Annotated in this window: 19 protein-coding genes; 7 read left to right on the plus strand and 12 right to left on the minus strand. The window is 59.9% G+C overall.

Annotated elements, in window-relative coordinates; all coding sequences use genetic code 11:
* Positions 1–52: 52 nt before the first annotated feature.
* Entirely contained in the window at positions 53–1,345 is a 1,293-nt protein-coding gene (locus IF189_RS19115; RefSeq protein ID WP_192552092.1) for an MFS transporter, read from the plus strand.
* A 64-nt stretch (positions 1,346–1,409) separates the two neighbouring features.
* Here IF189_RS19115 and IF189_RS19120 read toward each other — a convergent pair whose 3' ends face one another.
* A complete protein-coding gene (locus IF189_RS19120; RefSeq protein ID WP_085713147.1) occupies positions 1,410–2,873 on the minus strand; it encodes a glyceraldehyde-3-phosphate dehydrogenase in 1,464 nt (487 codons plus the stop codon).
* A 354-nt stretch (positions 2,874–3,227) separates the two neighbouring features.
* On the opposite strand from IF189_RS19120, the gene mfd reads away from it, so the two are divergent.
* From mfd to IF189_RS19135, 3 genes are read left to right on the plus strand one after another with little or no spacing between them, the layout of a single operon-like run.
* Positions 3,228–6,677 (plus strand): transcription-repair coupling factor, encoded by a 3,450-nt coding sequence (gene mfd / locus IF189_RS19125; RefSeq protein WP_134827572.1) that lies wholly within the window; start codon positions 3,228–3,230, stop codon positions 6,675–6,677.
* Positions 6,678–6,687: 10 nt separating this feature from the next.
* Positions 6,688–7,254, plus strand: coding sequence for a CsiV family protein (locus tag IF189_RS19130; RefSeq protein WP_085713145.1), 567 nt, complete (start codon positions 6,688–6,690; stop codon positions 7,252–7,254).
* Positions 7,255–7,265: 11 nt separating this feature from the next.
* Positions 7,266–9,956, plus strand: a complete 2,691-nt coding sequence (locus IF189_RS19135; RefSeq protein ID WP_192552093.1) for a DEAD/DEAH box helicase — start codon at positions 7,266–7,268, stop codon at positions 9,954–9,956.
* A gap of 43 nt (positions 9,957–9,999) precedes the next feature.
* On the opposite strand, the gene IF189_RS19140 is transcribed toward IF189_RS19135, so the two are convergent.
* The 3 genes from IF189_RS19140 to IF189_RS19150 all read right to left on the minus strand — a co-directional run bounded on the left by IF189_RS19140 (position 10,000) and on the right by IF189_RS19150 (position 12,626).
* Positions 10,000–10,737, minus strand: a complete 738-nt coding sequence (locus tag IF189_RS19140) for an S-methyl-5'-thioinosine phosphorylase (protein WP_085733486.1) — start codon at positions 10,735–10,737, stop codon at positions 10,000–10,002.
* A gap of 12 nt (positions 10,738–10,749) precedes the next feature.
* Positions 10,750–11,748, minus strand: a complete 999-nt coding sequence (nagZ, locus tag IF189_RS19145) for a beta-N-acetylhexosaminidase (protein ID WP_173892813.1) — start codon at positions 11,746–11,748, stop codon at positions 10,750–10,752.
* 170 nt (positions 11,749–11,918) lie between these two features.
* A complete protein-coding gene (locus tag IF189_RS19150; RefSeq protein ID WP_085713141.1) occupies positions 11,919–12,626 on the minus strand; it encodes a TetR/AcrR family transcriptional regulator in 708 nt (235 codons plus the stop codon).
* A 230-nt stretch (positions 12,627–12,856) separates the two neighbouring features.
* On the opposite strand from IF189_RS19150, the gene lexA reads away from it, so the two are divergent.
* On the plus strand, positions 12,857–13,465 hold the full coding sequence (lexA, locus tag IF189_RS19155) for a transcriptional repressor LexA (RefSeq protein WP_085713140.1): 609 nt from the start codon (positions 12,857–12,859) through the stop codon (positions 13,463–13,465).
* Between the two features lie 10 nt (positions 13,466–13,475).
* Positions 13,476–13,949, plus strand: a complete 474-nt coding sequence (sulA, locus tag IF189_RS19160) for an SOS-induced cell division inhibitor SulA (RefSeq protein ID WP_085713139.1) — start codon at positions 13,476–13,478, stop codon at positions 13,947–13,949.
* A 79-nt stretch (positions 13,950–14,028) separates the two neighbouring features.
* On the opposite strand, the gene IF189_RS19165 is transcribed toward sulA, so the two are convergent.
* The 7 genes from IF189_RS19165 to IF189_RS19195 all read right to left on the minus strand — a co-directional run bounded on the left by IF189_RS19165 (position 14,029) and on the right by IF189_RS19195 (position 22,476).
* On the minus strand, positions 14,029–14,262 hold the full coding sequence (locus IF189_RS19165; RefSeq protein WP_003226592.1) for a hypothetical protein: 234 nt from the start codon (positions 14,260–14,262) through the stop codon (positions 14,029–14,031).
* A gap of 106 nt (positions 14,263–14,368) precedes the next feature.
* The gene (locus IF189_RS19170) at positions 14,369–14,893 is read right to left on the minus strand and encodes a DUF6586 family protein (RefSeq protein ID WP_085713138.1); all 525 of its coding nucleotides are present in this window, start codon (positions 14,891–14,893) and stop codon (positions 14,369–14,371) included.
* Positions 14,894–15,064: 171 nt separating this feature from the next.
* Positions 15,065–17,695: a type I DNA topoisomerase gene (topA, locus tag IF189_RS19175; protein WP_192552094.1), complete on the minus strand. Its 2,631-nt coding sequence runs from the start codon at positions 17,693–17,695 to the stop codon at positions 15,065–15,067.
* Between the two features lie 114 nt (positions 17,696–17,809).
* A complete protein-coding gene (locus tag IF189_RS19180; RefSeq protein WP_007953059.1) occupies positions 17,810–18,046 on the minus strand; it encodes a DUF1653 domain-containing protein in 237 nt (78 codons plus the stop codon).
* A 99-nt stretch (positions 18,047–18,145) separates the two neighbouring features.
* Positions 18,146–19,321: an acetyl-CoA C-acyltransferase FadA gene (gene fadA / locus IF189_RS19185; protein WP_007953060.1), complete on the minus strand. Its 1,176-nt coding sequence runs from the start codon at positions 19,319–19,321 to the stop codon at positions 18,146–18,148.
* 29 nt (positions 19,322–19,350) lie between these two features.
* Entirely contained in the window at positions 19,351–21,498 is a 2,148-nt protein-coding gene (gene fadB, locus IF189_RS19190) for a fatty acid oxidation complex subunit alpha FadB (RefSeq protein ID WP_064598124.1), read from the minus strand.
* Between the two features lie 540 nt (positions 21,499–22,038).
* Complete coding sequence (locus tag IF189_RS19195; RefSeq protein ID WP_085713135.1) at positions 22,039–22,476, minus strand: hypothetical protein; 438 nt, start codon at positions 22,474–22,476, stop codon at positions 22,039–22,041.
* Positions 22,477–22,579: 103 nt separating this feature from the next.
* Between IF189_RS19195 and IF189_RS19200 the strand changes: the two genes are divergently transcribed.
* Complete coding sequence (locus tag IF189_RS19200) at positions 22,580–23,017, plus strand: universal stress protein (RefSeq protein WP_047295289.1); 438 nt, start codon at positions 22,580–22,582, stop codon at positions 23,015–23,017.
* 75 nt (positions 23,018–23,092) lie between these two features.
* Here the strand turns inward: IF189_RS19200 and IF189_RS19205 are convergent, their stop codons facing one another.
* Positions 23,093–25,015 carry an ATP-binding cassette domain-containing protein gene (locus tag IF189_RS19205; protein WP_085713134.1) on the minus strand — a complete coding sequence of 641 codons (1,923 nt, stop codon included), beginning with the start codon at positions 25,013–25,015 and terminating at the stop codon, positions 23,093–23,095.
* Positions 25,016–25,079: the final 64 nt, after the last annotated feature.

The raw sequence follows: 25,079 nt of genomic DNA on the forward strand, positions 1-25,079 counted from the left end.
CCCAAACGGCTGCACCGCTTTCATACAAAATCAAAAAAGTGAGTACCTGAACATGTCCTCCTCCACGGGCAAAGGCAAAGCGATTTTTCGCGTTGTCAGCGGCAACTTTCTCGAAATGTTCGACTTCATGGTCTACGGCTTCTACGCCACGGCCATCGCCAAGACCTTCTTCCCTACCGACAGTGCTTTCGCCTCCCTGATGCTTTCGCTCGCCACCTTCGGCGCAGGCTTTTTGATGCGCCCGCTGGGGGCGATCTTCCTTGGCGCCTACATTGACCGACACGGGCGACGTCAGGGGCTGATCATTACCCTCGCACTGATGGCGGCCGGCACCGTGCTGATTGCCTGCGTGCCAGGCTACGCCACCCTCGGTGTCGCCGCGCCGCTGATCGTGCTGTTCGGCCGATTGCTGCAAGGCTTCTCCGCCGGTGTGGAACTGGGCGGCGTGTCGGTGTATCTGGCGGAAATCGCCACACCGGGGCGCAAGGGCTTCTTCGTCAGTTGGCAGTCCGCCAGCCAGCAGGCGGCTGTGGTGTTCGCCGGTCTACTGGGAGTCGGCCTCAACCACTGGCTGAGCCCGGACCAGATGGGCGACTGGGGCTGGCGCGTGCCGTTCCTGATCGGCTGCATGATCGTTCCGGTGATCTTCGTCATTCGTCGCTCGCTGGAGGAAACCCCGGAATTCCAGGCGCGCAAACATCGCCCTACCCTGCAGGAAATCGTTCGCTCGATCGGTCAGAACTTCGGCATCGTCCTCGCCGGCATGGCGCTGGTGGTGATGACCACCGTGTCGTTCTACCTGATCACCGCCTACACCCCGACCTTCGGCAAGGCGGAACTGCACCTGTCGGACTTCGATGCGTTGCTGGTAACGGTGTGCATCGGCCTGTCGAACTTCTTCTGGCTGCCGGTGATGGGTGCACTTTCCGACAAGATCGGACGCAAACCCCTGCTGCTGGGGGCGACGATCCTGGCGATCCTGACCGCCTACCCGGCGCTTTCGTGGCTGGTGGCGAACCCGAGCTTCAGCCATCTGCTGATCGTCGAGTTGTGGCTGTCGTTCCTGTACGGTTCGTACAACGGCGCGATGGTGGTGGCGCTGACCGAAATTATGCCGGTGGAAGTGCGTACGACCGGTTTCTCGCTGGCCTACAGCCTGGCCACGGCGACTTTCGGTGGATTCACCCCAGCCGCCTGCACTTACCTGATCCATGTGCTGGACAACAAGGCGGCACCGGGGATCTGGCTCAGTGGCGCAGCCGTATTGGGCCTGGTCGCAACACTGGTGCTGTTCCGTGGCAACAAGCACGAACTGCGCACGGCACAAGCCGCCATGCTTCGCTGACACAAATCGCGCACAAACAAAAACGCCCCGACAATGTCGGGGCGTTTTCATTTGCAGCTAAGGCTTAGCGCGGGAATGCTGGCGGGTTTACACCGGCCATGTCTTCCATCACGCGAACCACCTGGCAGCTGTAACCGAACTCGTTGTCGTACCAGACGTACAGAACAACGCGGTTGTCCTGAGTGATGGTTGCCTCGGCATCCACGACACCGGCGTGACGCGAGCCCACGAAGTCAGTGGAAACCACTTCCTGCGAGCTGACGTAATCGATCTGCTTGTGCAGATCCGAGTGCATGGCCATCTGGCGCAGGTACTCGTTGATTTCTTCGCGAGTGGTGGCCTTTTCCAGGTTCAGGTTCAAAATGGCCATCGACACGTTTGGCGTAGGTACGCGAATCGCATTGCCGGTCAGCTTGCCCTTGAGCACTGGCAGCGCCTTGGCAGCGGCAGTGGCGGCACCGGTCTCGGTGATAACCATGTTCAGCGGCGCGGCGCGGCCACGACGGCTGCCCTTGTGGAAGTTGTCGATCAGGTTCTGGTCGTTGGTGAACGAGTGAACGGTTTCGACATGGCCATTGACGATGCCGTACTGGTCGTTGACGGCCTTGAGCACCGGTACGATGGCGTTGGTGGTGCAGGACGCCGCCGAGATGATCTTGTCGTCAGCGGTGATGTCGCCGTGGTTGATGCCGTGAACGATGTTCTTCAGCGCGCCCTTACCCGGTGCGGTGAGAATCACGCGGGCAGCGCCCGGGCAGGCCAGGTGCTGGCCCAGACCGTCGGCATCACGCCATACACCGGTATTGTCTACGATCAGCGCGTTTTCGATGCCGTACTGGGTGTAGTCGACTTCGCTCGGGCTCTTGGCGTAGATCACCTGGATCAGGTTGCCGTTGGCGGTGATGGTGTTGTTTTCTTCGTCGATGGTGATAGTGCCATCGAACGGGCCGTGTACCGAGTCACGACGCAGCAGGCTGGCACGCTTGACCAGATCGTTCTCGGCGCCTTTGCGCACGACGATGGCGCGCAGACGCAGACCGTCGCCACCACCGGTTTTTTCGATCAGGATGCGCGCCAGCAGACGGCCGATACGACCGAAGCCGTACAGCACGACATCAGTGCCTTTGCGTGCGGAGGCGTTTTGCTGACCCACAACATCGGCCAACTCTTCGCGAACGAATTGTTCGGCCGTGCGGCCATTGCCTTCAGCGCGGAATTTGAACGCCAACTTGCCCAGATCCACCGAAGCCGCGCCGAGCTTGAGCTCGCTCATGGCCTTCAGCAGAGGGAATGTTTCGTGGACGGAGAGTTCGCTATCGTCGGAAGAACGATGGCGAGCAAAGCGGTGAGCTTTGAGAATCGCGATGACAGACTGGTTGATCAGGCTGCGGCCATAGATCGAGCTCACCACGTTGTTATTGCGGTAGAGCTGACCGATAAGCGGAATCATCGCTTCTGCGAGTGCTTCACGGTCGATCCATTCACCAAGACACTGGTCGGGCTTCTGAGTCACGGGAACCTTCCACATGTAGGGGCAGAAAAAAGGGGCTACATTATGCCGCCGAGAACCACTTGTAGCAATGCGCGCTTGTCGCGCAATCGGTAACAAAATTCGCTCCAAAAAAATAACGCTCTTCGCCAGCCCAGTAAAACCGGGGCTTCCAGCGCAGCCGGTTTTTCGAAGACTGTTAGACGATGTCTGTAACCCTCCGTAACACCACCCATTTTCGGCACTACATAACCGTCAAAAAAGTGCTGGTTTTTATGGTTACCACTACATTTCGCTGAAACCGTGCAGATAGACGCAGTCTGCAACTGACAGGCGGCACCGGACGCCGCTACAATTACCGACTTTGTCGCAACGCCTGGAGCTCAACCTTCCGTGCCTGTTCTGCGTCTACCGCTTCTCCCTGCCGCGGCAGGTAAACAGCACTGGGGCAACCTCCCCGGTGCCGCCCTGAGCCTGGCGATTGCCGAGGCTGCCAGCGCTGCCAAGCGCTTCACGTTGCTGCTGACCGCCGACAGCCAGAGTGCCGAACGGCTGGAGCAGGAGCTGAGTTTCTTCGCCCCGGATTTGCCGGTGCTGCATTTCCCGGACTGGGAAACCCTGCCCTACGACCTGTTCTCGCCGCACCAGGACATCATCTCCCAGCGCATCGCCAGCCTTTATAGACTGCCGGAGCTGGAGCATGGCGTGCTGGTGGTGCCGATCACCACCGCCCTGCATCGCCTGGCGCCGACCAAGTTCCTGCTCGGCAGCAGTCTGGTGCTGGATGTCGGGCAGAAACTCGACGTCGAGCAAATGCGCTCGCGGCTCGAAGCCAGTGGCTATCGCTACGTCGATACGGTTTACGAACACGGCGAGTTCACCGTACGCGGCGCACTGATCGACCTGTTCCCGATGGGCAGCAAACTGCCGTATCGCATCGACCTGTTCGACGACGAAATCGAAACCCTGCGCACCTTCGACCCGGAAAACCAGCGCTCCATCGACAAGGTCGATTCGGTCAAGCTGCTGCCGGCCAAGGAATTCCCGCTGCAGAAAGAAGCGGTCACCCGCTTCAAGGCGCGTTTTCGCGAGCGTTTCGACGTTGATTTCCGGCGCTGCCCGATCTTTCAGGATCTGAGCAGCGGCATTACCCCGGCCGGCATCGAGTACTACCTGCCGCTGTTCTTCGAGGAAACCTCGACCCTGTTCGATTACCTGCCCCAGGACACTCAGGTGTTCTCGCTGCCGGGTATCGAGCAAGCGGCGGAAAACTTCTGGAACGATGTGCGCAATCGTTATGAAGAACGCCGCGTCGATCCATCGCGCCCGTTATTGCCGCCCGCCGAACTGTTCCTGCCGGTGGAAGACTGCTTCGCCCGCCTTAAGAACTGGCCGCGCGTGGTCGCCAGCCAGCAGGACGTGGAAACCGGCGTCGGCCGTGAGCGCTTCCCGGCGCAGGCCTTGCCGAATCTGGCAATCGAAGCCAAGGCTACGCAACCGCTGGCCGCACTTTCCGCCTTCCTCGACGAATTCCCGGGGCGCGTGCTGTTCACCGCCGAATCCGCAGGCCGACGCGAAGTGCTGCTGGAACTGCTGGACCGTCTGAAGCTGCGACCGAAAACCGTCGACAGCTGGCCGGACTTCGTCGCGAGCAAGGATCGCCTGGCGATCACCATTGCCCCGCTCGACGAAGGCCTGATGCTGGATGACCCGGCGCTGGCACTGGTCGCGGAAAGTCCGTTGTTCGGCCAGCGCGTGATGCAGCGTCGCCGTCGCGAAAAACGCGCCGACGCCAACAACGATGCGGTGATCAAGAACCTCACCGAGCTGCGCGAAGGCGCGCCGGTGGTGCACATCGACCACGGTGTCGGCCGCTATCTCGGCCTGACGATTCTGGAAATCGACAATCAGGCTGCCGAGTTCCTGACCCTCGAATACGCCGAGAACGCCAAGCTCTACGTGCCGGTGGCCAACCTGCACCTGATCGCTCGCTACACCGGTAGCGATGATGCGCTGGCGCCGCTGCACCGCCTCGGCTCCGAGACCTGGCAGAAAGCCAAGCGCAAGGCTGCCGAACAGGTGCGCGACGTGGCAGCCGAACTGCTCGACATCTATGCCCGCCGCGCCGCCCGCGAAGGTTATGCGTTTGCCGATCCGAAAGCCGATTACGCAACTTTCAGCGCCGGCTTCCCGTTCGAGGAAACCCCGGACCAGCAATCCACCATCGAAGCCGTGCGCGAAGACATGCTCGCGCCGAAGCCGATGGACCGACTGGTCTGCGGTGACGTGGGTTTCGGCAAGACCGAAGTGGCCATGCGCGCCGCCTTCATCGCGGTGCATGGCGGCAAGCAAGTGGCGATCCTGGTGCCGACCACCCTGCTCGCCCAGCAGCACTACAACAGCTTCCGCGACCGCTTCGCCGACTGGCCGGTGACCGTGGAAGTAATGAGCCGCTTCAAGTCCGCCAAGGAAGTGAACGCCGCCGTCGCCGAACTGGCCGAAGGCAACATCGACATCGTCATCGGCACCCACAAGCTGCTGCAGGACGACGTCAAGATCAAAAACCTCGGACTGGTGATCATCGACGAAGAGCACCGCTTCGGTGTCCGTCAGAAGGAACAGCTCAAGGCCCTGCGCAGCGAAGTCGACATCCTCACGCTGACCGCCACGCCGATTCCGCGCACGCTGAACATGGCGGTGTCGGGCATGCGCGATCTGTCGATCATTGCCACACCGCCGGCGCGCCGCCTGTCGGTGCGCACCTTCGTCATGGAGCAGAACAAGAGCACGGTCAAAGAGGCCTTGCTGCGTGAGCTGCTGCGCGGCGGTCAGGTCTACTACCTGCACAACGACGTGAAGACCATCGAGAAATGCGCCGCCGAACTGGCCGAACTGGTGCCTGAAGCACGGATCGGCATTGGCCACGGGCAGATGCGCGAACGCGAACTCGAACAGGTGATGAGCGACTTCTACCACAAGCGCTTCAACGTGCTGATCGCCTCGACCATCATCGAGACCGGCATCGACGTGCCGAGCGCCAACACCATCATCATCGAGCGTGCCGACAAGTTCGGTCTGGCGCAGCTGCACCAGTTGCGTGGTCGCGTGGGTCGTAGCCACCACCAGGCCTACGCGTACCTGCTGACACCGCCACGCCAGCAGATCACCGGTGATGCGGAAAAGCGTCTGGAGGCGATTGCCAACACCCAGGACCTTGGCGCGGGCTTCGTGCTGGCCACCAACGACCTGGAAATCCGTGGCGCCGGCGAATTGCTGGGCGATGGCCAGAGCGGTCAGATTCAGGCCGTCGGCTTCACGCTGTACATGGAAATGCTCGAGCGCGCGGTGAAGTCGATCCGCAAGGGCGAACAGCCGAACCTCGACCAGCCGCTCGGCGGCGGCCCGGAAGTCAACCTGCGGGTACCGGCACTGATTCCGGAAGATTATCTGCCGGATGTGCACGCACGCCTGATCCTGTACAAGCGCATCGCTTCGGCCACCGACGAGGAAGGCCTGAAAGATCTGCAAGTGGAGATGATCGACCGCTTCGGCCTGCTGCCGGAACCGACCAAGAATCTGGTGCGCATCACGGCGCTGAAATTGCAGGCCGAGCAGCTGGGCATCAAGAAAGTCGATGGCGGCCCGCAAGGCGGACGCATCGAGTTCGCGGCGCAGACGCCGGTCGACCCGATGACTCTGATCAAACTGATCCAGAGTCAGCCAAAACGCTACAAATTCGAAGGCGCCACGATGTTCAAGTTCCAGGTGCCGATGGAGCGCCCGGAAGAGCGCTTTAATACTGTAGAGGCGCTGTTCGAGCGCCTCCTCCCGAAAACTGTTTGAAGGACGCCGCATGCGCCTGTTTCGCTCACTGACCTTGTTGTTGACGCTGGTCGCCCCTTCGGCATTTGCCGATGACCTGTATCAGGTCGAAATGATTCTGGTACGCCAGAACGCCGTGCCGGCGATTGTCAGCCGCGCCGCGCCGGAAGACTGGGCCGCCGGTGCCCAGCGCCTGGGCGATGACAGCAAGCGCACCACAGCGCTGAACGACGTCGCCAACAAACTCACCGCCAGCGGCGAATACAGCGTGCTGATGCACAAGGCCTGGCAGCAGACACTCGGCGAGACGCCGGCGAAGGTCGCGGTCAGCGACGGTCAGGAGCAGTTCGGTCAGTTCCCCGTCGAGGGCACGATTGAAATGAAACTCGGGCGCTTTACCGACGTGAACGCCGACTTCTGGGTCAACCAGATCGATGCCAACGGCATGGTCACTGCCAGCGAACGCCTGAAGCAGGAAAGCCACACCAAGAACGGCCAGCTCAACTACCTGGACAACGGCCACCTCGCCCTGCTGATCAAGATCACTTCACTGACGGCGCCTGCGCCTCGGGAAGCGCCTGAAGTCGTTCCGGACTGATTGAAGTCCTTATGTCCCCGCCTCTGAGTAAACCGCTGGCCTCCTCCTGGGTCAGCCGGTTCAAGGAACAAAGCCTGGAGCGTGGCCGTCGCTACGCCCTGGAAAACCGGGTGCGGATCGTGCAGGTCGGCGATGCGACCATTACCGCCAGCTGCGAAGGCTCGGGCGGTAACATTTATCGTCAGACGATTCATCTGCGTGAGTCAGCCAAAGGCACGTTATTGATGGTCGACGCCACGTGCACCTGCCCTGTCCACAGCAACTGCAAACACTGTGCGGCGGTCTTGCTGCAGGTGCAGGAAACCCTCGAATACCCGGCCGCCGCCAAAGACGCCGAACTGCTGGAAAAACTCCAGGCCGTCCTGGAAAACCGCAGCCCAAAAGCGCCGCCACAAGTACTGGTGGACAACGTGCAACCGGTGCCCCGCCTGTGGCTGGCCAGTGTCGAATTCAGCGCCTTCGAACCGCGCAACGGCAAGATGCAGCGCTACATCCAGCATCGTGCGGCGTTGTCTTTCAGCTATCTCGACGAATACGTCAGCGGCCAGAAAAACAGCGACATCCTGATTCGCCAGGAAGCGCAGACGCTGCGAGTCAAACGCCAGCCGGACGTCGAGCAAAGCTACCGCGAGCAATTGCGAATTCTCGGCTTTCGCATCGCCACCCGGCAAAGCAAGGCCCTGCCGGAAAGCGCCGGCGAACTCTACGAGATGGTCAACGACAGCGCCTGGCTGACGTTTACCCTGAACGATCTGCCGAAGCTGCGCACCCAAGGCTGGGAATTGCTGGTCGACGATGAATTCGGTTTCGACCTGACGGCCGTGGACGACTGGTACGCCACGGTCGAGCAGACGCCAGAGCGGGACTGGTTCGATCTGGAACTGGGCATCATCGTCAATGGCGAACGCCTGAGCCTGCTGCCGATCCTGCTCAACCTGATGCGCTCGCACACGGAAATCCTCAACCCCGAACGCCTCGCCCGGCGACGGGACGATGAGCTGATTCTGGTGAACATTCCGCAGCGCAACAGCGAGCACGGGCCATTGCAAGTCGCCCTGCCCCTTGGCCGGTTGAAACCGGTACTGGCGACCCTGGGCGAGTTCTATCTGCAGGAGCCGGGCGAAACCACCCTGCGACTGAGCAAGGCTGACGCCACACGCCTGAATTCGCTGGAAGGCATTCCCCTGCTTTGGGAAGGCGGGGAGCAGATCCGCAGCTTCGCCCAACGCTTGCGCGATATCCGTGACTACAGCGCCGAAGCGCCGCAAGGACTGAACGCGACACTGCGCCCTTATCAGCTCGAAGGCTTGAGCTGGATGCAGTCGTTGCGACAACTTGAGGTGGGCGGGATTCTCGCGGACGACATGGGCCTGGGCAAAACCCTACAGACCCTGGCGCATATTCTCAGCGAGAAAAACGCCGGGCGCCTGGATCGACCCTGCATGGTGGTGATGCCCACCAGCCTGATCCCCAACTGGCTGGACGAAGCGGCGCACTTCACGCCTCAGCTCAAAGTGGTGGCCCTGTACGGCGCCAGCCGCAAAAAGCATTTTGAACACCTGGCCGATTACGACCTGATCCTCACGACTTATGCGCTGCTGCCCAAGGATGTCGAGCGTCTCGCACAGCAACCGCTGCATGTATTGGTGCTGGACGAGGCGCAATACATCAAGAACCCGAACAGCAAGGCCGCTCAGGCTGCCCGCGAGCTGAACGCCCGTCAGCGCCTGTGCCTGAGCGGTACACCGCTGGAAAATCACCTCGGCGAACTGTGGTCGCTGTTTCACTTTCTGCTGCCCGGCTGGCTCGGCGACGTCAAAAGCTTCAACGCCGATTACCGTGTGCCGATCGAAAAACGCGCCAGCGAAGTCAGACTTCAGCACCTCAACGGTCGGATCAAACCCTTCCTGCTGCGCCGCACTAAAGAACAGGTCGCGACCGAGCTGCCGCCGAAGACCGAGATCATCCACTGGGTCGATCTCAACGAGGCCCAGCGGGACGTTTACGAAACCATGCGCCTGGCCATGGACAAGAAGGTGCGCGACGAGATCACTCGCAAGGGCGTGGCGCGCAGCCAGATCATCATTCTTGAAGCGCTGCTCAAGCTGCGTCAGGTCTGCTGCGATTTGCGCCTGGTCAACGACGCCACCCTGCCCGCTCGCGGCAGCACCTCGGGCAAGCTCGACAGCCTGATGGAAATGCTCGAGGAGCTGTTTGAGGAAGGACGGCGGATTCTGTTGTTCTCGCAGTTCACTTCGATGCTGTCATTGATCGAGGATGAACTGAAAAAGCGCAATGTCCCCTATGCACTGCTGACAGGACAGACTCGGGATCGGCGCACGCCTGTGAAGGAATTCCAGAACGGCAAGCGTCAGATCTTTCTTATCAGCCTGAAGGCTGGCGGTGTGGGCCTGAACCTGACGGAAGCGGACACCGTGATTCACTACGATCCGTGGTGGAACCCGGCGACCGAAAATCAGGCAACCGACCGTGCGTATCGCATTGGTCAGGAGAAGCCGGTATTCGTCTACAAGATGATTGCCCGGGGCACGGTCGAGGAGAAGATTCAGCATCTGCAGAAGGAAAAGTCCGACCTGGCAGCCGGCGTGCTGGATGGGCGCAAGGCCGGGGACTGGAAGTTGCAGAGTGATGATATCGAGGCACTGTTTGCGCCGTTGCCGGACAAGTTTGAAAAGCGCTGAGATCCCTCAGCGCTTTTTCATTCAAGTCATTGCGGAGCCAGACTCAGCCCTTGAGCACTCGCGCCAACGTTGACTTAACTTTGCCCATGCCGTCATGCAGTGCCTGCTCGATCTCGGCCATGGTGATCACCGCCGTGGTCTTGCCCGCCGCCGGATTCACCACCAGCGACAGACAGGCGTAATCCAGATCCAGCTCGCGAGCCAGCGCCGCTTCCGGCATGCCGGTCATGCCGACGATGTCGCAACCGTCACGCTCCAGACGCACGATTTCGGCCACGGTTTCCAGTCGCGGGCCCTGGGTGCAGGCGTAAACGCCTTGATCACTGTATTCGCAGCCTTCGGCGGCCAGCGCAGCAATCAGTTGCTGACGCAGTGGCTCGCTGTAGGGAAAGCTGAAGTCGATGTGTGTGACATGTTCCAGGTCATCGGCGAAATAGGTGTGCTCGCGACCGCTGGTGTAGTCCACGATCTGATGCGGCACGCAGAAATGTCCGGTACCCATTGCAGGATGGATCCCGCCCACGGCGTTGACTGCGATGATTGCCTCGGCCCCGGCCTGCTTCAACGCCCACAGATTGGCGCGATAGTTGACCTTGTGCGGTGGGAAGCGATGCGGATGACCGTGGCGAGCCAGAAACAGCACTTCCTTGCCGGCGTATTCACCGATCTGGACTTCAGCCGATGGCGCACCATAAGGCGTATCCACTGCCAGCGACTGACGAATGCTCAGGCCTTCCAGCTGGGTCAGGCCGGTGCCGCCGATGATTGCGTAAACCGTCATAGCGAAAAATCCTTAATCAATCAGTTGAGCGTCTTTGAGTGCGCCGACAGCGGTCAGCCAGCGCGGATCCTGACGGTATTCGGTATTGGCGAACGCCTGACCACGCATGCGTGCAATGCGCGGCGATGGCTTGACCTTCATGCGTTGCGCGGCGCTCAGGGCCAGTTCGGCGGCAGCACGATCGTTGCACACCAGGCCCATGTCACAACCGGCACTGAGTGCAGCTTCGATACGACTGGCGGCGTCGCCGACCACATGGGCACCAGCCATCGACAGATCGTCGCTGAAAATCACACCGTCGAACTGCAACTCACCGCGCAGGATGTCTTGCAACCAGCGACGGGAGAAACCGGCGGGCTGTGCGTCGACTTGCGGATAAATGACGTGGGCCGGCATGACGGCGGCCAGTTGCTTGCTGAGTCTGGCGAACGGCACGAGGTCGTTGGCGCGGATCTCTTCAAGGCTACGCTCGTCGTTGGGGATTGCGACGTGGGAGTCGGCTTCCGCCCAACCATGGCCGGGGAAATGCTTGCCGGTGGCGGCCATGCCAGCGTTGTTCATGCCTTTTATGAAAGCACCGGCGAGCAGCGCGGCACGCTCCGGGTCACCTTCAAACGAGCGGGTGCCGACGACGGCGCTGCGCTGGTAATCCAGATCCAGCACCGGCGCGAAGCTCAGGTCGAGCCCGACAGCCAGCACTTCTGTAGCCATGATCCAGCCACACTGCTCTGCCAGATACTCGGCATTCGGGTTATCAGCAATCGCCCGCATGGCCGGCAGACGCACAAAGCCCTGACGCAGGCGCTGGACGCGACCGCCTTCCTGGTCCACCGCCAGCAACAGGTCCGGACGAATGGCACGGATCGCCGCGCTCAGCTCGCGCACCTGACGCGGGTGCTCGATGTTACGGGCAAAAATGATCAGGCCGCCCACTTCGGGCTGGCGCAACAATTGGCGATCTTCGGCCGTCAGCCAGGTACCGGCGACGTCCACCATCAACGAGCCTTGCAGGCCAGCAGTCATAGAGATTCCTTGAAAACGAAAAACCCGTCGCCCACGAAACCACCACCAGAGGCATTGCTCGGCAGGTTGGTGATTTCAATGAGTAACGGGTTCAGAACGAGAGTTGGCATGGGCGGCTAGCTTAGCGGATGTCCGCTGCCACGCCCACCCATGGACGGTTAAACCTTGGCCGGTGCCGGTGTCGATTTGCTGCGAGGACGCAACTGCGCGGTGGCCATGGCCGTGTCGGTGACGCCAGTTTCGGCACGCATGCCGGCGGCCAGGAACGGCACCATCAGACGCATCACCTGCTCGATGGAGGTGTTGACGCCAAAATCGGTCTCGGCAATCGCGCGCAGGGCCTTGATACCCGACATGCTGAATGCCGCAGCGCCGAGCATGAAGTGCACGCGCCAGAACAGTTCGATAGGAGGAATGCGTGGCGCCGCTTCGTTTACCAGCAACATGTAGCGGCGGAAAACCTTGCCGTACATGTCTTCCAGATAACGGCGCAAGTGGCCCTGGCTCTGGCTGAATGCAAGACCGAGCAAGCGCATGAAGATCGACAGATCATTGCCACTACGTGGCTGGACGACCAACGCCTGTTCGACGAGGATTTCCAGCAGTTCTTCAAGCGAAGGCTTGTTCTCTGGCTTGGCCTGACGGCGCTCCAGCTCTTTATCGAGGCTGATGCAGAACGGACCGAGAAAACGCGAGAAAACCGCCTGGATCAGCGCCTTCTTCGAGCCGAAGTGATAGTTCACCGCTGCGAGGTTGACCCCGGCCTTGCTGGTGATCAGACGCAATGAGGTTTCGGCGAAACCTTTTTCCGCGAACAGCTGTTCTGCAGCATCAAGAATGCGTTCAACGGTTTCCGACTGGGCCATGGCTACTCCGCCTGACAAACACTTGTTTGAAACATACGTTTCAGCCTGTGCCTTGTCAAGCCTGCCGGTTCGTTTTGGGAATGGTCGGTCAGATATTTAACCACAACAAGGACGCCACATTAATCGGCGCCGTCACTGACCGTCCGGCGGCCTGGCAAAAAACGATCATTGCCAAGACTGCTTCACTGTATATAATCCCAGTCACTGTATAAAAAGACAGAGCGATCAATATGCTTAAGCTGACGCCACGCCAAGCCGAGATTCTGGCCTTTATCAAACGCTGCCTCGAAGACAACGGCTACCCGCCGACCCGTGCGGAAATCGCTCAGGAACTGGGTTTCAAATCGCCCAACGCGGCCGAAGAGCATCTCAAGGCACTCGCCCGCAAAGGCGCGATCGAAATGACTCCAGGCGCCTCTCGCGGCATTCGAATCCCCGGCTTTGAAGCCAAGGTCGACGAATCCACCCTGCCGATTATCGGTCGAGTGGCCGCCGGTGCGCCGATTCTCGCCCAACAGCACATCGAAGAGTCCTGCAACATCAACCCGGCCTTCTTCCATCCTCGCGCAGATTACCTGTTGCGCGTCCACGGGATGAGCATGAAGGACATCGGCATCTTCGACGGTGACCTGCTGGCGGTTCACACGACCCGGGAAGCACGTAACGGCCAGATCGTGGTTGCGCGGATCGGCGACGAAGTGACCGTCAAACGCTTCAAGCGCGATGGCAGCAAAGTCTGGTTGATCGCCGAGAACCCTGAGTTCGCCCCTATCGAAGTTGACCTGAAAGATCAGGAACTGGTGATTGAAGGCTTGAGTGTCGGCGTAATCCGCCGCTAAAGGAGGCTTTATGCAGTTCCCACACGTACCTCAGCAAACACAACTGCCGTTGTTCGAGGCCTTTCTGGCGCAACCACTGGCCCCCATCCTCAAGGATGTAGCCGAACGCCCATGGAATGTCGAACCCGAAGCGTTCAGTGAACTGTCGCTGCGCGGTGCGGCCGGGAACTGCCTGAACCTGCTGGCCCCGATACTTCGGGAATTGAGTGAGGATCAGGACGCACGATGGCTGACCCTGATTGCACCACCCGCGAGCCTGACCCAGGCCTGGCTGCGGGATGCAGGACTGAATCGCGAACGCATTCTGCTGCTGCAACCGCGCGGGACTCAGAGTGCCCAGCAACTGGCTTGCGAAGCACTGCGCCTGGGTCGCAGCCATACGGTGGTGACATGGTTGAACCCGCTCAACTCAGGCTCACGCCAACAACTGATCAGCGCCGCCCGCACCGGGGACGCTCAAAGCCTGAATATTCGACTGGGCTGACTACGTGCGCGCTATCTGAAGCGCGGGGCTTCTCAAAGGACAGAGAAGCCGAACCGAAGCGATAATCGACGGGCGGTGCTCAATGAAGAACCCGCGGCCCCTCTTCCTTATCAAACTCGCCTTCAACCATTCGACCAGCCATCTGCACGCCAACGCTGAGCATCGCCTTGGCAATTTCAACGTGCTGGCCCTGCAGAAATGCCTTGGCATCCTCGGAGAAATCCAGAGTCACCAGAGAACCCTCGTCCTCGGCCCTGCGCAGTTCGATTCGGCCGTCTGGTAGCTCGACAATTTCTAGAAAGGACGTTGGCATATAGGTCTGTTCTCCACGAAAGGCAGGGATTATATAGACATCATTCGGGATTCGCTCGGGATCTTGACCAGCAGCATGCATCTCGTCGCCGCCAGTCAAGAAGCCATCAGCACTCGTTCAGGCCTTCACGAAAACGGATAGCCAGACTCTTCAGATTCTGCCGCCAGCTCTCCAGCTCTTCACGACTCAACTCTTCCGGGGCTTGCTCTTCATCCAGATTGACCGCCTGAATCAGCGGCTGAGTCACATCGCCTTTTGGTTTGTGTGGCACCCGTGGCGGCTGAAACAGCGCCGAATGCGCAGCCAGCAATTTAGCCAGCCAGGTTTCCGGATTACCTGCCAACTCGACCATCTCGGCCAACTCTGGAATCGCAATCGACTCAAGCACTTCGCGGGTCAACAGCGTTTCCGCCCGGGGAGCGTTAGCCTGTGGCAGACGGTAAAACCCTGCAATTTCGTGACATAACCCCAGCAATGCACCGTAGAGATGAAACAGTGCCGATTCGCGCCCGGCCTGAATCAACGCAAGCGAATTCATCGCCCGCCCCTCTTCAGCTCTGGCCAGCGCTTCCAGCGACAAACCCGCGAAATATATCTTCTGATTGGTACGGGTATAGAGCTCGTGGGCCATATCGGCACTCTCCGCAGCGAAATAATTTCTTCATACAGGTCGGACAGTGTCATGGATCAACCAATCCGACCGCAAGCTTTAAACAAAAAGGCCGCATGAAAACCAGAAGGTTGTCATGCGGCCTTTTGTGTTGAAGCCACCCGGTCAGGGCAGCCTCGGATCAGCGCTTGCTCAAGCCTTGGCTCTCGCCGGACGCTTGTCCTCAACTGTCCACTTGCCACCGTCGAAGAACGCTTTCCAGCCAGTCGGTTTGCCGTCGACTTCGGTCTGGACGTATTGCTCCTTGGTCTTGCGGCTGTAGCGGATCACTGCCGGCAGACCATCTGGGTCCTTCTGCGGCGCTTCGCACAGGAAGTGGTACTTCGGATCGATCTCGTCCTTGTGCGGCAGAATCTCGATCACCAGCGGAGCACGGGTCTCGCGGTTTTTCGGGAACTGGCTGGCCGCCAGGAACAGGCCTGAAGCACCGTCGCGCAGGATATAGGTGTCGTTAACCTTTTCGCATTTCAGCTCAGGCATCTTCACCGGATCCATCTTCGGCGGCGCCGCGTCACCGCTTTTCAGCAGCTTGCGAGTGTTCTTGCAGGTCGGATTGGTGCAACCGAAGAACTTGCCGAAACGGCCAGTCTTGAGCTGCATCTCGCTGCCGCACTTGTCGCATTCCAGGCTCGGACCTTCGTAGCCCTTGATGCGGTAGCTGCCCTCTTCGATTTCGTAGCCGGCGCAATCCGGGTTGTTGCCGCAGATGTGCAGCTTGCGCTTTTCGTCGAGCAGGTAAGCGTCCATCGCCGTGCTGCAGATCGGGCAACGATGCTTGCCGCGCAGCACCAGGGATTCCGATTCGCCCTCGTCGTCCGCAGCAATTTCATCGCCCGGCACCAGGTTGACCGTGGCCTTGCAGCGCTCTTTCGGCGGCAGGCTGTAGCCCGAGCACCCGAGGAACACGCCAGTCGACGCAGTACGAATCTGCATCGGACGACCGCAAGTGGTGCACGGAATATCGGTCATCACCGGCTGGTTGGCACGCATGCCGGCTTCCGGGTTCTCGGCTACTTCGAGTTTTTTCTTGAAGTCACCGTAGAACTCGTCAAGCACGTTCTTCCAGTCGCGTTCGCCCTGGGCCACGTCATCGAGGTTCTCTTCCATGCCGGCGGTGAAGCCGTAGTCCATGAGGTTCGAGAAGCTCTCCGACAGACGCTCGGTGACGATGTCGCCCATCTTTTCCGAATAGAAACGACGGTTGTGCAGGGTCACGTAACCGCGATCCTGAATGGTTGAAATGATCGCCGCGTAGGTCGAAGGACGGCCGATGCCACGCTTTTCCATTTCCTTCACCAGGCTGGCTTCCGAGTAACGGGCCGGCGGTTTGGTGAAATGCTGGGTCGGGTCGAGGTTGATCAGCTTCATCACGTCGCCCTGCGCCATGTCCGGCAGGACATCGTCATCGCCAGGCTTGGTGATTTGCGGCAGAACGCGGGTGTAGCCGTCGAATTTCAGGATACGGCCCTTGGCACGCAGCTCGAAGTCGCCAGCGGCCACGCTGACGGTCGTCGACAGATATTGCGCCGGCAGCATCTGGCAAGCCAGGAACTGGCGCCAGATCAGCTCGTAGAGGCGCTCAGCGTCACGCTCCATGCCAGCGAGCTTGCTTGGCGTGGTGTTGGCGTCGGAAGGACGAATCGCTTCGTGAGCCTCTTGTGCGCCTTCCTTGCTGCTGTAGACGTTCGGCGTTTCCGGCAGGTACTTCTTGCCGAACTCGTCTTCGATGTAGGTACGCGCCATCGCCACGGCATCGGCCGAGAGGTTGGTCGAGTCAGTACGCATATAAGTGATGTAGCCGGCTTCGTACAGACGCTGGGCCATCATCATGGTTTTCTTCACGCCGAAGCCCAGGCGGTTGCTCGCGGCCTGCTGCAGCGTGGAGGTGATGAACGGTGCCGACGGTTTGCTGCTGGTCGGTTTGTCTTCACGTTTGACGATGCTGTAGCTGGAAGACTTCAGCTTCTCCAGGGCCGCCATGGCCTGCGCTTCGTTGAGCGGCTTGAAAGCTTCGCCCTTTTCACGGGCCACTTCGAAACGAACGGTCGAACCCTTGGTGGTACCGAGGTCGGCATGCACTTCCCAGTACTCTTCCGGAATGAACGCACGAATTTCACGCTCACGCTCGACCACCAGCTTCACGGCCACCGATTGCACACGGCCGGCGGACAGACCGCGAGCGATCTTGGCCCACAGCAGCGGCGAAACCATGTAACCCACGACGCGGTCGAGGAAACGACGGGCCTGCTGCGCGTTCACTCGATCGATGTCGAGCTCGCCCGGCTCCGAGAAAGCTTCCTGAATCGCTTTCTTGGTGATTTCGTTGAACACCACGCGCTTGTAGCGGCTGTCGTCACCACCGATGGCTTCGCGCAGGTGCCAGGCAATGGCTTCCCCCTCGCGATCCAAGTCGGTTGCGAGATAGATGGTGTCAGCATCCTTGGCGAGCCGGCGCAGCTCTTCGATGACCTTTTCCTTGCCCGGGAGTATCTCGTACTTGGCCTTCCAGCCATGATCCGGATCGACACCCATGCGCGAGACCAGCTGCTTGCGCGCCTTCTCTTTCGGCGACAGCGCTGGCGCTTCGCCCGCAGCTGCCTTGCCGCGCTTGGCGGCAGGCTCCTTGCTGGCGCTAGCCGAACCGCTGGTGGGCAGGTCTCGGATATGGCCGATACTCGACTTCACCACGTATTGGTTGCCCAGATACTTGTTGATGGTCTTGGCCTTAGCCGGGGATTCCACAATGACCAGCGATTTGCCCATGGATCAGAAAATTCCTGAATTCTAGAAGTGAAAGGCGGTTGGCGCCTGACGCGGCACCGCTATATATAGTGGCTACAAGGTGAGGTCAAGCGCAGGGTTTTGCGCGCACTCGCCTTACGGCTTCGAAAAAAGGCTCGGTTCGGCTTGCACCAAAGCAAAGCGTGGGACCTGCTCCCCGTCAACCTCGACGGACTCCAGGAACATGCTCAAGGGACGTACCCAGAAGCCGTAATCGCCATACAGGGCTTGGTAAAAGACCACTTCCTCTTCGGTCTCGGAATGCCGCGCAACACTGAATACGCGGTACTGCGGACCTTTGTAATGTTGGTAGAGCCCAGGTTGTATCGGCATGCTTCGGCCCTCACTCAAATTTTTTCAAAATAAAAACAAAAATAAATCCGAAAAAACAAAAACCGGGGCACTTGGCCCCGGCTTCCATCGACGAGACGCTTAAACGCGTTCGAAGACGGTGGAGATGCCTTGGCCGAGGCCAATGCACATGGTGGCCACCCCGAAGGTGCCGCCATTCTGCTTCATCACGTTCAGCAAGGTGCCGGAAATACGTGCACCAGAGCAACCGAACGGGTGACCCAGGGCGATCGCGCCGCCATGCAGGTTAACCTTCTCATTCATCTTGTCGAGCACTTTCAGGTCTTTCAGCACTGGCAGAGCCTGTGCGGCGAACGCTTCGTTGAGCTCGAAGAAGTCGATATCGTTGATACCCAGGCCAGCACGTTTCAGTGCTTTCTGAGTCGCCGGTACCGGACCATAGCCCATGATCGCCGGATCCACACCTGCCACCGCCATCGAACGAATCACGGCCAGCGGCTGAATGCCCAGGTCCTGTGCACGCTGCGCCGACATCACGATCATGCACGAAGCACCATCGGTGATCTGCGACGAAGTACCGGCAGTCACGGTGCCGCCCTTTGGATTGAACGCCGGCTTCAGAGCCGCCAGGCTTTCCAGGGTGGTTTCCGGACGAATGGTTTCGTCGTAGTCGAAGGTTTTCAGGAAACCGTTCTCGTCATAGCCCTGCATCGGGATGATTTCGTCCTTGAACTTGCCTTCCACAGTCGCCTTGTGGGCCAACTGGTGGGAACGCACGCCAAAGGCGTCCTGCTGTTCGCGAGTGATGCCGTGCATTTTGCCCAGCATTTCAGCGGTCAGGCCCATCATGCCCGAGGCTTTTGCCGCGTACAGGGACATGTGCGGATTCGGATCGACACCGTGCATCATGCTCACGTGGCCCATATGCTCGACGCCGCCAACCACGAATACGTCACCGTTGCCGGTCATGATCGCTTGCGCAGCGGTGTGCAGCGCGCTCATCGACGAGCCGCACAGACGGCTGACGGTCTGGCCGGCCGAAGTGTGCGGGATCTGGGTCATCAGCGACGCCATGCGCGCGATGTTCCAGCCCTGCTCCAGGGTCTGGTTCACACAGCCCCAGATCACGTCCTCGACTTCTGCAGGATCGACCTTGGTGTTGCGTTCCAGCAGTTTGCTGATCAGGTGCGCCGACATGTCTTCGGCGCGGGTGTTGCGGTGCATGCCGCCCTTGGAGCGGCCCATCGGAGTACGACCGAAGTCGACAATCACGACGTCTCTAGGATTCAAGCTCATAAGTTCACTCTCACTCTAGTTGGGGGCGCTTAACCGAAGAAGCTCTGGCCGTTCTTGGCCATTTCGCGCAGCTTCGCGGTCGGGTGGTACAGCGCGCCCAAATCAGCGTACTGGTCGGCCAGGGCAACGAACTCGGCAACACCGATCGAATCGATGTAGCGCAGCGCACCGCCACGGAATGGAGGGAAACCAATACCGTAGACCAGACCCATGTCGGCTTCGGCGGCGGTTTCGACGATGCCGTCTTCCAGGCAACGCACGGTTTCCAGGCACAGCGGGATCATCATCCAGTTGATGATGTCTTCGTCAGTGACTTCGCGCTGCTCGTAGACGATCGGCTTGAGCACTTCCAGTACCGACGGATCGGCGACCTTCTTCTGCTTGCCTTTCTTGTCGGCCTCGTAGGCGTAGAAGCCCTTGCCGTTCTTCTGACCCAGACGCTTGGCTTCGTAAAGCACGTCGATGGCCGAACGACGGTCGTCCTTCATGCGGTCCGGGAAGCCTTCAGCCATCACGTCACGACCGTGGTGACCGGTGTCGATGCCGACCACGTCCATCAGGTATGCCGGGCCCATCGGCCAGCCGAATTTTTCCATGATCTTGTCGATACGGACGAAGTCCACACCGGCACTGACCAGCTTGGCGAAACCGCCGAAGTACGGGAACAGTACGCGGTTGACCAGGAAGCCCGGGCAGTCGTTGACGACGATCGGGTTCTTGCCCATTTTCTTGGCGTAGGCAACGGTGGTGGCAATCGCCAGCTCGCTGGACTTCTCGCCACGGATCACTTCCACCAGCGGCATCATGTGCACCGGGTTGAAGAAGTGCATGCCGACGAAGTTTTCCGGACGCTTGAGGGCCTTGGCCAGCAGGCTGATGGAAATGGTCGAGGTATTGGACGCGAGGATGGTGTCCTCTTTGACCTTGTCTTCGACTTCCGCCAGAACGGCTTGCTTGACCTTCGGGTTCTCGACCACGGCTTCAACGACCAGGTCAACGTGACCGAAATCGCCGTAGGACAGGGTTGGACGAATGCCGTTGAGCACTTCAGCCATCTTCGCGGCAGTCATGCGGCCTTTGTCAACGCGGCCGACCAGCAGCTTGGCGGCTTCCGCCAGACCTTGCTCGATGCCGTGCTCGTTGATGTCCTTCATCAGGATCGGCGTACCTTTGGAGGCCGACTGATAGGCGATACCGCCACCCATGATGCCGGCGCCCAGTACGGCAGCCTGCTTCACGTCCTTGGCGATTTCGTCGTAAGCCTTGGCCTTTTTCTTCAGCTCCTGATCGTTCAGGAACAGACCGATCAAGCTCTGCGCGGCAGAGGTCTTGGCCAGTTTCACGAAACCTGCGGCTTCGACTTCCAGCGCCTTGTCACGACCGAAGTTCGCGGCTTTCTGGATGGTCTTGATCGCTTCGACCGGGGCCGGGTAGTTCGGACCGGCCTGGCCAGCCACGAAACCTTTGGCGGTTTCGAAAGCCATCATTTGTTCAATGGCGTTCAGCTTGAGCTTTTCCAGCTTCGGCTGACGCTTGGCCTTGTAGTCGAACTCGCCGGAGATGGCGCGCTTGATCAGTTCAAGGGCAGCATCCTGCAGCTTTTCAGGGGCAACCACGGCATCGACGGCGCCGACTTTCAGCGCGTCTTCAGGGCGGTTTTCCTTGCCGGCGGCAATCCACTCGATGGCGTTGTCGGCACCGATCAGGCGCGGCAGACGCACGGTACCGCCGAAGCCCGGGTAGATGCCCAGTTTGACTTCCGGCAGACCGATCTTGGCCTTGGTGGACATGACGCGGTAGTCCGCTGCCAGGCACATTTCCAGACCGCCACCCAGGGCGATGCCGTTGATTGCGGCCACGGTCGGAACGTTGAGGTCTTCGAAATCGCTGAAGATCTTGTTGGCTTCGAGATTGCCTGCAACCAGCTCGGCATCCGGCAGCTTGAAGTTGTCGACAAATTCGGTGATGTCGGCGCCGACGATGAACACGTCCTTGCCACTGCTGACGATCACGCCCTTGATCGAAGCATCTGCCTTGATGGTGTCTACGGCCTGACGCAGTTCGTTCAGGGTAAGACGGTTGAACTTGTTGACGGACTCACCCTTGAGGTCGAATTTCAATTCGACGATGCCACTTTCAAGAGCTTTAACCGTGATGGCTTTACCTTCGTAAATCATCAACTGATCTCCACGATATGGAAGCTGAACAGTACACGTCGGACGCAGGCGAATGGCTCGGCAGGACGCTTTTTCGTCAATGCTGACACCAATCCACCCGGCACACCCGCCAACGCGATAGTCGGGATTCTGTAGGAGCAGTCTGCAATACAAACGCTCAATTCATACGCCCGTTTGATTTGGGTACGCCACCTTCACGGAATTTCCGACAATTGTCAATCGCCCTAAATACGGGTTGAAATGCGACTTTGCGGTCATTTCTGTAAGACGCAGCCCGTCCACGCATGCTTGCATGTGAAGTCATTCATAAGATTAATAGTTAGAAAAGTCGCCCTAATTCACCGCAAGCCTTGTTTAACAGGCTACGCTGGCTGGACTACGAAGGAAAACAGGCGCACGCTTGCTGACCGGATCACTCCGGCCCAACGCCAAAAAGAATTTCCGGCCTGCCTGGCCAACCCCGCCCGATGAATCATGTCGGGCTTTTTATTGCTCGCCTGCCAGACGTTTCGCACCGTTGCAGCGCGAAAAGTCCGTGAGTCATGCCAGCGCTTTCAGCGTCGCATCAATGTCCAGCAGAACCGAAGCATCACCCTTCTCGCCCCAATAGAGCGCGATCATCTGTTTGTCGGCTTCAACCTTGAAAACGTTGCCCGGCAATTTTTCGAAATGATTCAGCAGCAGCGGTTCTTCACAGACTTCCTGCCACTGATTGACCCACACGCCCGGTGATTTCTGCCAATACGTCCAGCACGCCGGCTGCTTGCCGCGCCGTGGCCGATGGTATTGCGCGCACGGGTTTGGCGGCTCCTGGCTCAGCCAGTGCGGCCACTCCTGCGGCGCCAGCTGCATGGCCAGCCCGATGCGTCGGGCTTCCGTGCGCAAGGCTATCCGGCCACTCTGTGCACGGGATGGGCGCAACCACGCCAGGGGGCTCAACACCACTAGCAGGATTGACACCACCAGCCAGACCGTCATATGTGTACTCCCGTTTTGTCATGAGCCCATTGCGTCACTTTGGAACCAATGCGCTTGAAACCAGCCATACTTAACAATATTGATCCCTCACGAGGAGCACCTCATGCCCTACCACCATATCCTGGTCGCCGTAGATCTGACCGAAGAGTGCGACCCTGTGATCCACCGCGCCCGAGAGCTGTCGGTGAGCAATGGCGCCAAGCTGTCGCTGGTGCATATCGTCGAACCGATGGCCATGGCCTTCGGGGGTGACGTGCCGATGGATCTGTCACAACTGCAACAGCAGCAATTCGATCAAGCCAAGGAACGCCTTGAGCGCCTGAAGCACAAGTACACCGAACTGGAAGGCTCCAACTGCCACCTGACCTACGGCCAGCCACGCCAGGAAATCCACCACTTCGCCAAGGATCAGGAATGCGACCTGATCGTGGTCGGCAGCCATGGCCGACATGGTCTGGCGCTGTTATTGGGTTCGACCGCCAACGATGTTCTGCACGGCGCACCTTGCGATGTGCTGGCGGTGCACCTGGTCAAACGCTGATCCCAGGCACTTGTGAAAAGCTAAAAAGCCCGGCGTCCGTCACTGGACGCCGGGCTTTTTCATGCCTGGAAACAATCAGGCATCCAGCTCGGCCCAACGCTCCACCAGCGCATCCAGCTCAGCCTGCAACTGCTCCAGGGAAGCAATCACCTTGGCCGTTTCGGCTGGCGGACGCTGGTAGAAACCGGCTTCAGCCATTTCAGCTTCGACAGCAGCAATCTGCTGCTCCTTGGCGTCGATGTCGCCCGGCAGGGCTTCCAGCTCACGCTGAAGCTTGTAGCTCAGTTTCTTCTTCGCAGCCGGGGCCGCAGCGACCGGCGCGGCAACCGGGGCCGGTTCGGCAGTGACCACCGCCGAGTTCAGGTCGGCCTTGCCGGATTTGCTTTCGGTCACGCCCAGCAGGCGCGGCGAACCGCCCTGACGGATCCAGTCCTGATAGCCGCCGACGTATTCGCGAACCTTGCCCTCACCTTCGAAGACCAGGGTGCTGGTCACCACGTTGTCGAGGAATGCCCGGTCGTGGCTGACCATCAGCACGGTGCCGTTGAAGGTCAGCAGCACCTCTTCGAGCAGTTCGAGGGTTTCCACATCAAGGTCGTTGGTCGGTTCGTCGAGCACCAGCAGGTTTGCAGGTTTGCTGAACAGCTTGGCCAGCAGCAGGCGCGCACGCTCGCCACCGGACAGCGCCTTCACCGGCGTGCGGGCACGCTGCGGGCTGAACAGGAAATCGCCGAGGTAGCTCAGCACGTGGCGGCTCTGGCCATTGATATCGATGAAATCGCGACCTTCGGCGACGTTGTCGACCACGGTCTTTTCCAGATCCAGCTGATGACGCAACTGGTCGAAATAGGCCACGTCGATCTTGGTGCCCTCTTCCACTTTGCCGCTGGTCGGTTGCAGACCGCTGAGCATCAGTTTCAGCAGGGTCGTCTTGCCGGTGCCGTTGGCGCCGAGCAGGCCGATACGATCGCCGCGCTGCAGCACCATGGAGAAATCGCGGATCAGGAACGGACCGCCCGGGTGCGCGAAACTCACGTTATCCAGCACCATTACCTGCTTGCCGGACTTCTCCGCTGTTTCCAGCTGGATGTTGGCCTTGCCGGTGCGTTCACGACGCTCGCTGCGCTCGACACGCAGGGCTTTCAGCGCACGCACGCGGCCTTCGTTACGGGTACGACGGGCCTTGATGCCCTGACGAATCCACACTTCTTCCTGAGCCAGACGCTTGTCGAACAGCGCGTTGGCGGTTTCTTCAGCGGCCAGTTCGGCTTCCTTGTGAACCAGGAAACTGGCGTAGTCGCCGTTCCAGTCGATCAGGCCACCGCGATCCAGTTCGAGGATGCGGGTGGCAAGGTTCTGCAGGAAAGAACGGTCGTGCGTGATGAACAGCACGGCGCCCTGGAAATCCTTCAGCGCTTCTTCGAGCCAGGCAATCGCACCGATGTCCAGGTGGTTGGTCGGTTCGTCGAGCAGCAGCAGATCCGGCTCGGACACCAGCGCCTGCGCCAGCAGCACGCGACGACGCCAGCCGCCGGACAACTCGGCGAGAGTCTTGTCGGCTGGCAGTTGCAGGCGGCTCAGGGTGCTGTCGACCAGGGTCTGCAAGCGCCAGCCGTCACGGGCTTCGAGGTCGTGCTGGACGTGCATCAGCTTTTCCAGATCAGCGTCGGTGACGATGTTCTGGCTCAGGTGATGGTATTCGGCAAGCAACGCGCCGACGCCGTCGAGGCCTTCGGCCACCACGTCGAACACGGTCCGCTCGTCGGCCACCGGCAGTTCCTGCGGCAATTCACCGATTTTCAGACCGGGGGCACGCCACACGGCGCCGTCGTCAGGCTTCTGGTCGCCCTTGACCAGTTTCATCATGCTGGACTTGCCAGTGCCGTTGCGACCGATGATGCACACCCGCTCACCACGGGCGATCTGCCAGGACACCTTGTCCAACAACGGCATCGCGCCGAATGCAAGGGACACATCGCTGAATTTGAGCAGGGTCATGAGCTTCTCCAAAAACCGGGCGCGCATTCTACCTGAATCGAGGGCCGAACAGGCCGGCAATTTC

It is taken from the genome of Pseudomonas sp. IzPS59, assembly GCF_014863505.1.
Taxonomy (GTDB): domain Bacteria; phylum Pseudomonadota; class Gammaproteobacteria; order Pseudomonadales; family Pseudomonadaceae; genus Aquipseudomonas; species Aquipseudomonas kribbensis.